This window comes from Paracoccus aestuariivivens (genome assembly GCF_009711225.1).
Classification (GTDB): Bacteria; Pseudomonadota; Alphaproteobacteria; order Rhodobacterales; family Rhodobacteraceae; genus Paracoccus; species Paracoccus aestuariivivens.
In genome coordinates this window covers 200,480-212,327 of record NZ_WMIE01000006.1, presented here as the reverse complement: position 1 = coordinate 212,327, position 11,848 = coordinate 200,480, and the positions used below count along the sequence as shown (strand labels likewise).

General features: G+C 63.1%; 7 protein-coding genes. 6 read left to right on the top strand and 1 reads right to left on the bottom strand.

The features are described from left to right. Window positions 1–419 precede the first annotated feature (419 nt). Complete coding sequence (locus GL286_RS12480) at window positions 420–3,209, top strand: bifunctional aconitate hydratase 2/2-methylisocitrate dehydratase (RefSeq protein WP_155095890.1); 2,790 nt, start codon at window positions 420–422, stop codon at window positions 3,207–3,209. Between the two features lie 141 nt (window positions 3,210–3,350). Here the strand turns inward: GL286_RS12480 and GL286_RS12475 are convergent, their stop codons facing one another. Continuing rightward, window positions 3,351–4,016, bottom strand: coding sequence for a TerC family protein (locus GL286_RS12475; RefSeq protein ID WP_155095889.1), 666 nt, complete (start codon window positions 4,014–4,016; stop codon window positions 3,351–3,353). A 307-nt stretch (window positions 4,017–4,323) separates the two neighbouring features. Here GL286_RS12475 and ald point away from each other — a divergent pair, with 307 nt between their 5' ends. The 5 genes from ald to GL286_RS12450 all read left to right on the top strand — a co-directional run bounded on the left by ald (window position 4,324) and on the right by GL286_RS12450 (window position 11,846). After that, entirely contained in the window at window positions 4,324–5,442 is a 1,119-nt protein-coding gene (gene ald / locus GL286_RS12470) for an alanine dehydrogenase (RefSeq protein WP_155095888.1), read from the top strand. 244 nt (window positions 5,443–5,686) lie between these two features. Continuing rightward, a complete protein-coding gene (locus tag GL286_RS12465) occupies window positions 5,687–7,975 on the top strand; it encodes an arginine/lysine/ornithine decarboxylase (RefSeq protein WP_155095887.1) in 2,289 nt (762 codons plus the stop codon). Between the two features lie 168 nt (window positions 7,976–8,143). Next, on the top strand, window positions 8,144–9,115 hold the full coding sequence (locus GL286_RS12460; RefSeq protein ID WP_155095886.1) for an ABC transporter substrate-binding protein: 972 nt from the start codon (window positions 8,144–8,146) through the stop codon (window positions 9,113–9,115). Continuing rightward, entirely contained in the window at window positions 9,112–10,818 is a 1,707-nt protein-coding gene (locus GL286_RS12455; RefSeq protein ID WP_155095885.1) for an ABC transporter permease, read from the top strand. Before GL286_RS12460 ends, GL286_RS12455 begins: the two co-directional genes overlap by 4 nt. Further along, a complete protein-coding gene (locus GL286_RS12450; RefSeq protein WP_155095884.1) occupies window positions 10,806–11,846 on the top strand; it encodes an ABC transporter ATP-binding protein in 1,041 nt (346 codons plus the stop codon). The genes GL286_RS12455 and GL286_RS12450 overlap by 13 nt, the downstream gene beginning before the upstream one ends. The last annotated feature ends 2 nt before the right edge of the window (window positions 11,847–11,848 follow it).

Sequence of the window (11,848 nt, the reverse complement as noted above, 5' to 3'; positions counted from 1 at the left end):
CGCTCGTCCAGCGTCAGGTTGGTGAGCGGGCGCCTCATGACATCCTCCTGAAGTGCATCAGGAATCTATCCAGTGATGCTTTCCAGAATGGAATGTGCCACTACGGCAAGTTGTTGCGCGGTAATGAGAATTATGTATTCCGAAGCACCGCGCCATCGGCCCTAATCGGCTGACGCGGCGCGGACGGGTTTCCACTGGCCCCTCGAGGTTTAGGCCGTCACCGCCGTGGCGGAATCCTGATGCGGGATCAGATCATCTGATGCTCGACTTCGCCGTTTCCGGACAATATGCCGACGTCGAACCACTTGCGACCCTGCCATGCTTGGTATACATCGGCATACAATTAGCTTACCCTCGCTCGCAAGTTGTTCTTACGGCCTGGTTCTAGCTTAATACGGCACTAACTCGTAGGGATCGTCATGAGCTTGTACACCGACTACCTAACCGAAATCGAAACCCGCAAAGGCGAAGGACTGCACCCCAAGCCCATCGACGACGGCGCGCTTGTGGAAGAGCTTATCGTCCAGATCGAAGATGCCGGAAGCCCGCATCGTGACGCATCGCTGCAATTCTTCGTCTACAACACTTTGCCCGGCACGACCAGCGCCGCAGGCGTCAAGGCGCAGTTCCTGAAACGGATCATTCTGGGCGATGCCATCGTTGCCGAGATCACGCCGGCTTTCGCGTTTGAGCTGCTGTCGCACATGAAGGGCGGCCCCTCGGTCGAGGTTCTGCTGGACCTCGCGCTGGGTGACGATGCCGCTATCGCCGCGCAAGCCGGTGACGTGCTGAAGACGCAGGTCTTCCTTTACGACGCCGACATGGCCCGTCTGGGCGATGCCTATAAGGCTGGCAATGCCGTCGCCAAGGACGTGCTGGAAAGCTATGCCAAAGCCGAGTTCTTCACCAAGCTTCCGGCAGTCGAGGACGAGATCAAGGTCGTGACCTATATCGCCGCCGAAGGCGATATCTCGACCGACCTGCTGTCGCCCGGCAACCAAGCCCACTCGCGCTCGGACCGCGAGCTGCACGGCAAATGCATGATCACCCCCGAGGCTCAGGCCGAAATTCAGGCGCTGCAAGCCAAACATCCGGGCAAGCGCGTCATGCTGATCGCCGAAAAAGGCACGATGGGCGTGGGCTCCTCGCGCATGTCGGGCGTGAACAACGTGGCACTTTGGGCCGGCAAGCAGGCCAGCCCCTATGTGCCCTTCGTCAATATCGCACCGGTTGTTGCAGGCACCAACGGCATTTCGCCGATCTTCGCCACCACGGTCGACGTGACCGGCGGCATCGGCCTGAACCTGAAAAACTGGGTCAAGAAGACCGATGAGGACGGCAAGCCGATCCTGAACAACGACGGCAACCCGATCCTCGAACAGACCTATTCGGTCGAGACTGGCACCGTCCTGACCATCGACGCCAAAAACAAGAAGCTTTGCGACGAATCCGGCAAGGAACTGGTCGATATCGCCTCGGCCTTCACCCCCCAGAAGGTCGAGTTCATGAAGGCTGGTGGCTCCTATGCCATCGTCTTCGGCAAGAAGTTGCAGACCTTTGCCGCCGAAACGCTGGGCGTCGAGCCGACCCCCGTCTTCGCCCCGAACAAAGAGCTTTCGGTCGAGGGTCAAGGCCTGACCGCCGTCGAGAAGATTTTCAACCGTAACGCCGTGGGCGTTCTGGGTGGCAAAACCCTACATGCCGGTTCGGACGTGCGCGTTCGCGTCAACATCGTCGGCTCGCAGGACACCACCGGTCTGATGACCGCGCAGGAACTTGAGGCGATGGCCGCAACCGTCATCTCGCCGATCGTCGATGGCGCTTACCAGTCGGGCTGCCACACCGCCTCGGTCTGGGACAAGAAGGCGCAGGCGAACATTCCGAAACTCATGAAATTCATGAATAATTTCGGTGTGATCACGGCGCGCGACCCGAAGGGCGTCTATCACTCGATGACCGACGTGATCCATAAGGTGCTGAACGATATCACCGTGGATGACTGGGCGATCATCGTCGGCGGCGACAGCCACACCCGCATGTCGAAAGGCGTGGCCTTCGGTGCGGATTCTGGCACCGTCGCACTGGCTCTGGCCACGGGCGAGGCGACCATGCCGATCCCGCAATCGGTGAAAGTGACCTTCAAGGGCACGATGCAGCCGCATATGGACTTCCGCGACGTGGTCCATGCGACACAGGCGCAGATGCTGAAGCAATGCGGCGACAACGTCTTCCAAGGCCGCGTGATCGAGGTCCATATCGGCACGCTGCTGGCCGACCAAGCCTTCACCTTCACCGACTGGACCGCCGAGATGAAGGCCAAGGCGTCGATCTGCATTTCGCAGGATGACACCCTGATCGAGTCGCTGGAAATCGCCAAGTCGCGCATCCAGATCATGATCGACAAGGGCATGGACAATGCTGCGCGCACGCTGGCCGGTCTGATCGCCAAGGCGGACGCCCGCATCGCCGAGATCCGCTCGGGCGAGAAACCCGCGCTGGCCCCCGACGCCAATGCGAAATACTTCGCCGAGGTCGTCGTGGATCTGGACCTGATCGACGAGCCGATGATCGCCGACCCCGACGTGAACAACGCCGACGTCTCCAAGCGCTACACCCATGACACGATCCGCCCGGTTTCCTACTACGGCGGCACGAAAAAGGTCGATCTGGGCTTTGTCGGTTCCTGCATGGTCCACAAGGGCGACATGAAAATCGTCGCGCAGATGCTGAAAAACGTCGAAAAGGCCCAAGGCAAGGTCGAGTTCAAGGCCCCTCTGGTCGTCGCGGCCCCGACCTATAACATCATCGACGAGCTGAAAGCCGAGGGTGACTGGGAAATCCTGCAGAAATATTCGGGCTTCGAGTTCGACGATCTGCTGCCCAAAAGCGCTGCCCGCACCGAATACGAGAACATCCTGTATCTCGAACGTCCCGGCTGCAACCTGTGCATGGGCAACCAGGAAAAGGCCGCGAAAGGCGACACCGTTCTGGCGACCTCGACCCGCCTGTTCCAGGGCCGCGTCGTGGAAGACACCGCCGAGAAGAAGGGTGAATCGCTGCTCGCCTCGACCCCGGTTGTCGTGCTGTCGGCGATCCTTGGCCGCACCCCCAGCGCGGATGAATACAAGGCTGCCGTCGAAGGCATCGAGCTGACCAAATTCGCCCCGCCGCTGGAAAACCCCGGCATGGCGCGTTCGATCCAGTTCTAATGCCCTGACAGCCGTGCCGAAGCGGCGCGGCTGACGCATGGCGATGAAAAAAACAAGGGCAGATCAGTGATGATCTGCCCTTGGTCATTTTGATCAAAGCGGTCGGCCGGTTATGGCCGGACCGCCGGTTTCAAAGTGGGATCAGCCCTGCGCCAAGGCGTGACGGATGAAGGGCTCGATGTCATGCGCGCCTTCCCAGATCATTTTCAGCGCGACGTAGAAGATGACCGCAAGGCCGACATAGGCGATCCAGCGATGCCGGTTCAGCAGCCGTGCGATGAATGTCGCGGCCAGCCCCATCAGGGCGATGGACAGGACCAGCCCGATGACCAGAACCGTCATATGCTCGCGCGCGGCCCCCGCGACGGCCAGCACGTTGTCCAGACTCATCGAGACATCGGCGATGATGATCTGGGTCACGGCCTGACGCAGCGTCTTTTGCGGAGCGCCTTTGCCGATCGCGCCGTCGCCGTCGATGTCATGATCGGCCAAGGCTTCCTCGGCGGCGTGTTCCTCGGCGGCGCTGGTGCGCAACTCGCGCCACATTTTCCAGCACACCCATAGCAGCAGGATGCCGCCCGCCAGCAACAGGCCGACGATCTGCAAAAGCTGCGTCGCCATGACCGCGAACACGATGCGCAGGACGGTTGCCGCGATGATCCCGATGAAGATGGCACGCGGGCGCATTTCCTTGGGCAAGCCCGCAGCCGCAAGCCCGATCACGATCGCATTGTCGCCAGCCAGCACGAGGTCGATCCCGATGACGGCAAGAAGGGCGCTCAGCCCCTCTGTGGTAAATATTTCCATGATGTGTGTTGGTCTTTCAGTTCATGCTGGTCGCAAACGACAAATTGATGGATGCATGCCGGACCCGTTCTTTCCACGATAGGAATCCGGACCAGTTCTTGTAACGCCGGATTTTCCGGTGTCGAGCGGGCACGCGATGATTTATCGGCGCGCGGGTTTCCCCGCATCGGAAACGCGCCCATGCCGTGAAATCCGGTGAATTCTTCGAATGGATCGGCCTTTCGGGCATAGAATCGGCAAGATTTTCCCCGCTTGCGGTGTCACAGTCGGATTCATGGATCATCGCTGTGTGAAGGGATGAAGGCTCATGAAGATCGGCTGCCCCAAAGAGATCAAACCTCAGGAATTCCGCGTCGGACTGACCCCCGCCGCCGCCTCCGAGGCAATCGCCCATGGCCATGACGTGCTGATCGAAACCGGCGCGGGGCTTGGCTCGGGGTTCACGGACGCGGATTACATCACCGCCGGAGCCCGGATCGCGCCGGATGCGGTCTCGGTCTTTGACGATGCCGATATGATCGTGAAGGTCAAGGAGCCGCAGGCCCGTGAGCGCGCCATGCTGCGGCGCGGGCAATTGCTGTTCACCTATCTGCACCTTGCCCCCGATCCCGACCAGACCCGCGATCTGCTGGTGTCGGGCGTGACCGCGATTGCCTATGAAACCGTAACGGATGCGCGGGGCGGCCTGCCCTTGCTGGCCCCGATGTCCGAGGTGGCGGGACGGCTGGCGCCTCAGGTCGGCGCATGGGCGCTGCAAAAGGCGAATGGCGGGCGCGGCGTGCTGATGGGCGGCGTACCCGGTGTACGTCCGGCCAATGTCCTGATCATTGGCGGTGGCGTGGTCGGAGCGGCAGCGGCGCGCGTCGCGGTCGGCATGGGGGCCAATGTCACGGTGATGGACCGCTCGGTGCCGCGCCTGTCCTATCTGGACGATATCTTCATGGGCAAGCTGACCACGCAATATGCCAGCGCGGCCGCCACAGCTGCGCTGCTGACCGATGCCGATATGGTCATCGGCGCGGTGCTGGTTCCGGGGGCCGCCGCGCCCAAGCTGGTCAGCCGCGCGCAGCTTTCGACCATGCTGCCCGGTGCCGTGCTGGTCGATGTCGCGATAGATCAGGGCGGCTGTTTCGAGACCTCGCGCCCGACCACCCATCAGGACCCGATCTACGAGGTGGACGGCGTGATCCATTACTGCGTCGCGAACATGCCGGGCGCAGCGGCGCGGACCTCGACGCAGGCGCTGGGGAACGCGACTCTGCCTTTCGTGCTGGCGTTGGCGGGCAAGGGCTGGCGCCGCGCCATCGAATCCGACCCCCATCTGCGGGCGGGGCTGGCCACGCATGAGGGGCAGTTGACCTCGTTGCCGGTGGGCGAGGCCGTGGGATTGCCCGCGATCACGCCCGACCAGTTGCTCGCGGGCTGAACCGGCGGGTCGCCGCCGAAAGCCGCCAATCGCGCAATTCCGGACCGTTACGCCGATGGCCCGCCATTCCGGCGGGCCTGTTCGCGTCAGGTCATGCGGTAATTGGCCCATCAGCCCTTGACGCGACGGCCATCTATGGAAAGAAAACGGCCTCAGACCTCGAACTAATACGGTGCAATGCAGGAGGACCGGCCGTGACATGCTTTGTCTTCACGGATGACTGCGCACCCGGCAGGAGTGCCCCATGAAATTTCGCTTCCCCATCGTCATTATCGACGAGGATTTCCGCTCCGAAAACTCCTCGGGCCTTGGCATCCGCGCCATGGCCGAGGCGATCGAGAAGGAAGGCTTCGAGGTTCTGGGCGTCACGAGTTACGGCGATCTGTCGCAATTCGCGCAGCAGCAGTCGCGTGCCAGCGCCTTCGTCCTGTCCATCGACGACGAGGAATTCAGCTCTGGTCCCGATGACGATCCGGTCATCGTGAACCTGCGCAACTTCATCGAGGAAGTGCGCTGGAAGAACCCCGACGTGCCGATCTATGTCTATGGCGAGACCAAGACCAGCCGCCACCTGCCGAACGACATCCTGCGCGAGTTGCACGGCTTCATCCACATGTTCGAGGACACCCCCGAATTCGTGGCGCGCCACATCATCCGCGAGGCCAAGACCTATCTTGAGGGCATCCAGCCGCCCTTCTTCAAGGCGCTTCTGGATTACGCCGAGGACGGGTCGTACTCGTGGCACTGCCCCGGCCATTCCGGCGGCGTGGCCTTCCTGAAAAGCCCGATCGGGCAGATGTATCACCAGTTCTACGGCGAGAACATGCTGCGCTCGGACGTGTGCAACGCGGTCGAGGAACTGGGCCAGCTTCTGGATCATAACGGCGCCATCGGCGCATCCGAGCGCAACGCCGCCCGGATCTTCAACGCCGACCATTGCTTCTTCGTGACGAACGGCACCTCGACCTCGAACAAGATGGTCTGGCACCACACGGTCGCTCCGGGCGATGTCGTGGTCGTGGACCGCAACTGCCACAAGTCGATCCTGCATTCGATCATCATGACGGGGGCGGTTCCGGTCTTCCTGCGCCCGACGCGCAACCATTTCGGCATCATCGGCCCGATCCCGCATAGCGAGTTCGAGCCGGAAACGATCAAGGCCAAGATCCGCGCCAACCCGCTACTGGAAGGCGTCGATGCCGATGCGGTCAAGCCGCGCATCATGACGCTGACCCAATCGACCTATGACGGCGTTCTGTATAACACCGAAACGATCAAGGGCATGCTCGACGGCTATGTCGAGAACCTGCATTTCGACGAGGCATGGCTACCCCACGCCGCCTTCCACCCCTTCTATGGCCATTTCCACGCCATGGGCCGCAAGCGTCCGCGCACCCAGCATTCGGTGACCTACGCCACGCAGTCGATCCACAAGCTGCTGGCGGGGATCAGTCAGGCCAGCCACGTGCTGGTGCAGGATTCGCAGGACACCAAGCTGGACAGGCACCTGTTCAACGAAGCCTATCTGATGCACACCTCGACCAGCCCGCAATATTCGATCATCGCCAGCTGCGACGTCGCCGCCGCGATGATGGAGCCTCCGGGCGGCACGGCGCTGGTCGAGGAAAGCATCGCCGAGGCGATGGATTTCCGCCGCGCCATGAGCAAGGTCGATGCCGAATTCGGCGAAAGCGAATGGTGGTTCCAGGTCTGGGGCCCCGACGCCCCCGAGGGCGAGGGCATCGGCCGCGCCAAGGACTGGATCCTGCGCCGCACCGATGCCGAGGGCGTCCAGCGCGACGGCGAGGATTCATGGCACGGCTTTGGCGACATGGCGCCGGGCTTCAACATGCTCGACCCGATCAAGACCACGATCGTCACCCCCGGCCTGAACATCGACGGCCGCTTCGAGGAAACCGGCATTCCGGCCTCGATCGTGACCAAATATCTGGCCGAGCACGGCATCGTCGTTGAGAAGACCGGCCTCTACAGCTTCTTCATCCTGTTCACCATCGGCATCACCAAGGGCCGCTGGAACACGCTGCTGGCAGCACTCCAGCAGTTCAAGGACGATTACGACCGCAACCAACCGATGTGGCGCACCATGCCGGAATTCTGCGCAAAATTCCCGCGCTACGAGAAGATGGGCCTGCGCGACCTGTGCCAGCACGTCCACGCGCTTTACGCCAAATACGATGTCGCGGTCCTCTCGACCGAAATGTATCTGAGCGAGCTGACCCCCGCGATGAAGCCCAGCGACGCCTATGCCCATATCGCGCATCGCACCACCCAGCGCGTGCCGATCGACGAGTTGGAAGGCCGGATCACCACCAGCCTTGTCACCCCCTACCCGCCCGGAATCCCGCTGCTGATCCCCGGCGAGGTCTTCAACCGCAAGATCGTGGAATATCTGAAGTTCAACCGCGAATTCGCCCGCAAATGCCCGGGGTTTGAGACCGATATCCACGGCCTCGTGCAGGAAATGGATGAGGACGGCCATACCCACTATTTCGCGGATTGCGTCGCGATCTGACAGGGTTTCGGCAGGAAAGGGACGCCCCCGGCATCATGTCGGGGGCGTTCGCATTTGGCCCACTGCAACGGTATTTCGCGCGATTGTCATCTGTCCGCCATATCCGCGCATTAGGCGCTTCTGGACCGAAGCCTTCCGGCTTTCTTCGAAACTGTCAGGAGCCCGCCCATGTCCCGCCACGTTCTCGCGCTTGCCTGCTGCCTTGCGATGCCTTTTGCAGCCAGCGCGGAAACCCTGAAGCTGTATACCTCGCAGCCCAACGAGGATGCCCGCAAGACCGTCGAGGCATTCGAGGCCGCACATCCCGGCACCAAGGTGGACTGGGTGCGCGACGGCACGACCCAGTTGATGGCGCGCATGGCCGCCGAGATCGCTGCGGGGGCGGGTCAGCCCGACGTCCTGCTGATCGCCGATACCGTCACGCTGGAAGGCATGGCCCACGAGGGCAAGCTTGCCGCCTACAAATCCCCCGAGGCCGCCGCCTATGATCCCGCGCTGTACAGCCCCGAAGGCTATTACCACTCGACGAAACTGATCACGACCGGCATCGCGTATAACACCGGCGCGACCGCCGTTCCGACCGCTTGGGCCGATCTGGTGAAACCCGATTACAAGGGAATGGTCGCCATGCCCTCGCCGCTCTACTCGGGCGCGGCGCTGATCCATCTGGCAACGCTGACAGCCGCACCCGCGCTTGGCTGGTCCTATTACGAGGCCCTTGCCGCGAATGACACGCTGGCCGATGGCGGCAATGGCGGCGTGTTCAAGGCCGTGGCTGCGGGCGAAAAGCCCTATGGCGTGCTGGTCGATTACATGGCGCTGCGCGCCAAGGCCGAGGGTTCGCCCATCGACTTCGTGTTCCCGACCGAAGGCGTGACCTATGTGACCGAACCCGTCGCGATCATGGCCGGAGCCGCGAACAAGGCCGATGCCGAGAAATTCGTGGATTTCGTCCTCAGCGAAGCGGGCCAGAATCTGGTGGTCGAGATGGGCTACATTCCCGCCCGCAACGGCATCGCCAGCCCCGAGGGCTTTCCCGCGCGCGGCGACATCAAGCTGATGGCCTTCGATCCGGCCAAGACGCTGGCCGATACCGAAGCCAACAAATCGAAATTCGCCGAGGTGTTCGGCGTCAAATGACCGCCCTGTCCGTAAATTCCCGCAGCAGCCGGTCTTCGGACCGGCTGCTTCCGCTTTTACTGATCCCGGTCCTGCTGGTCGCTTTCGGTCCGATCCTGCGCTTGCTGGCCGAGGGGTTCGGCTTCGGCACGGGCGCTACACTGGCACATGCCGCCGAAGTGCTGGGCCGCGACAGCACATGGACCGCCCTGCAGCATTCGCTTGTGACGGCTGGCGCGGGTACGGCGATTTCCGTCCTGATCGGCTCGGCCTTTGCCTTTGTCGTAGCGCTGACCGATATCAGGGCCAAGGCCGTGCTGGTGTTCTGCCTGATGATCCCGATGATGATCCCGCCCCAGATCACGGCGCTGGCGTGGATGCAGGTGACCGGACCTTCCTCGGTCCTGCTCAGGACGCTGGGGCTCGCGCCGCCTTTGGGCAGCCCGCAGCCGCTGCACTCGGCATGGGGAATTTCCCTGCTGCTGGGGATTCAGCACGCCTCGATCGTGTTCCTGACCCTGCGCGCGGCGCTGCGAATGATCCCCGCGAACCTGATCGAGGCCGCGCGCATGTCCGGCGCGCGCGGCTGGCGGGTCTGGGCGCGGATCGTCCTGCCGCTGTCGCTGCCGGGTCTGGCGGCGGGGGCCGCCATGACCTTCGTCACCGCGCTAGGGAATTTCGGCATTCCGGCCATGCTGGGGATTCCGGCGCGTTATTCGACCCTGCCGACGCTGATCTACCAGCGCCTTGTCGGCATGGGCCCCTCGGTCCTGCCCGAGGTCGCCATTCTGGCCCTGCTGATCGGCTCGGTCGCGATCTGCGGCGTGCTGCTGAACCGCCTTTTGCTGTCGAAAAGCCATTACGGACTGGTCGGCATGGCCGGATCGCCCCTTGCCCTTAGACTTGGCCCTGCCCGCCCGCTGGTCGAAACGATCATGTGGGCCTTCATCGCAGCGATCCTGATTCTGCCCTTGGCGGCGCTGGTCGCGACCTCGCTGGTTCCGGCTTACGGCGTGCCCCTGACCTTCGAGAACCTGACACTGAAGGCATGGGCCGAGGTTCTGCTGCACCAGCCCGTGACGCGCCGCGCCTATGCGAATTCGGTCCTGCTGGCCGCATCCGCTGCCGCGATCCTGATGCTGGTCTGCGTCCCGCTGGCTTGGCTTCTGGACCGCAGGCGCAACTGGGCGACACGCACGACCGATATCCTGATCGACCTGCCCTATGCCCTGCCCGGAGTCGTTCTGGCCATCGCCTGCATCCTGTCATTCATGCGCGTCCCCTTCACGCAAATCACGCTTTACGGCACGCTGGGCATCATCCTGCTGGCCTATCTCTCGCGTTTTCTGGTCGTCATGCTGCGTCCTGTCCAAGCGGCCATCGGCCAGCTTGACCCCGCGATGGAAGAAGCCGCCGCGAGCGTAGGGGCGCGGCTTGGCCGCAGGCTGCGCACGATCGTCCTGCCCCTGACCGCGCCGGCGGCCGCGGCGGGCGCAATCCTTGTATTCCTGACCGCCGTCAACGAACTGACCGTGTCGGCCCTGCTCTGGGCGGCCGGAACCGAGACTTTGGGCGTCCTGATCTTCAATCTCGAAGACAGCGGCGAAACCGTGATGGCATCGGCGCTGGCCGCGTCCATCGTGCTGGTCGTCATCGCGCTGATGGGGCTGGTCCAGCTTGCCGCGTCGCGACTGCCGAAAGGATGCGTGCCATGGCAGAACTGACCTGTTCCGCCCTCCGCAAGGCTTTTGACGGCCAATCCGCGCTGGACGGCGTCACCGCGACCATCGCCTCGGGCGAGTTTGTGGCGCTGCTGGGTCCGTCCGGCTGCGGCAAGACCACGCTTCTGCGCCTTGTCGCCGGATTCGAGACCCCCGACGCGGGCAGCATCCGGCTGGGCGAGCGCATCCTTGCCGGCGAAGGCCGGTTCGTTGCGCCCGAGGACCGCAATATCGGCATGGTGTTCCAGTCCTATGCCCTGTGGCCGCATATGACCGTGGCCGGCAATATCTCGTATCCGCTCGAAATGCGGCGGATGTCGGCGCAGGAACGACGGCAACGGGTCCGGCAGGCGCTGGAGCTGACCGGTCTGGAACGTTTCGCGGACCGGATGCCCGCGCAGCTTTCGGGCGGGCAAAGGCAGCGCGTGGCGCTGGCGCGCTGTCTGGTCGCCGAGCCTCAGGCGGTCCTGCTGGACGAACCGCTGGCCAATCTGGACCTGTCGCTGCGCGCAGCGATGCAGCAGGCCTTCGCCGATTTCCATACCCGCACCAAGGCGACCATGCTGTATGTGACCCATGACCAGACCGAGGCGCTGGCCCTTGCAGATCGCGTCGCGGTCATGCGCAATGGCCGGATCTGCCAGTTCGCCGCGCCCGAGGAACTGTATGACCGCCCCGCAAACCGCTTCGTCGCGGGATTTGTCGGCGATGGCGCGGTGATCCCCGTACAGGCGGCGGGTCCGTTGACGGCCCTTGGCATCGCGGTGAACGCATCGGGCCAACAGATCATGGCCCGCGCGACCAGCGCCGCACCCACCCATATCTGCATCCGCCCCGAGGATCTGGCAATAGATCCTGACGGCCCGATCCCTGCGCAGGTTGTCGCCTGCACCTATCAGGGCGGACGATTCCGGCTGGAACTGGAAACCGCCTTGGGCGGCATGATCGCCCATGCCCGCGGCCGCGCGCGAAGCAAAGAACATATCCGCCTGCGCATCGGCCAGCCATGGGCTTTCAGCGATAACGGCTGATC

Bases quoted from the DNA above. Each gene is read 5' to 3' on its own strand.
- GL286_RS12455 (WP_155095885.1), top strand. From the start codon at position 9,112: ATGACCGCCCTGTCCGTAAATTCCCGCAGCAGCCGGTCTTCGGACCGG.
- GL286_RS12475 (WP_155095889.1), bottom strand. From the start codon at position 4,016: ATGGAAATATTTACCACAGAGGGGCTGAGCGCCCTTCTTGCCGTCATC.
- ald (WP_155095888.1), top strand. From the start codon at position 4,324: ATGAAGATCGGCTGCCCCAAAGAGATCAAACCTCAGGAATTCCGCGTC.
- GL286_RS12450 (WP_155095884.1), top strand. From the start codon at position 10,806: ATGGCAGAACTGACCTGTTCCGCCCTCCGCAAGGCTTTTGACGGCCAA.
- GL286_RS12480 (WP_155095890.1), top strand. From the start codon at position 420: ATGAGCTTGTACACCGACTACCTAACCGAAATCGAAACCCGCAAAGGC.
- GL286_RS12465 (WP_155095887.1), top strand. From the start codon at position 5,687: ATGAAATTTCGCTTCCCCATCGTCATTATCGACGAGGATTTCCGCTCC.
- GL286_RS12460 (WP_155095886.1), top strand. From the start codon at position 8,144: ATGTCCCGCCACGTTCTCGCGCTTGCCTGCTGCCTTGCGATGCCTTTT.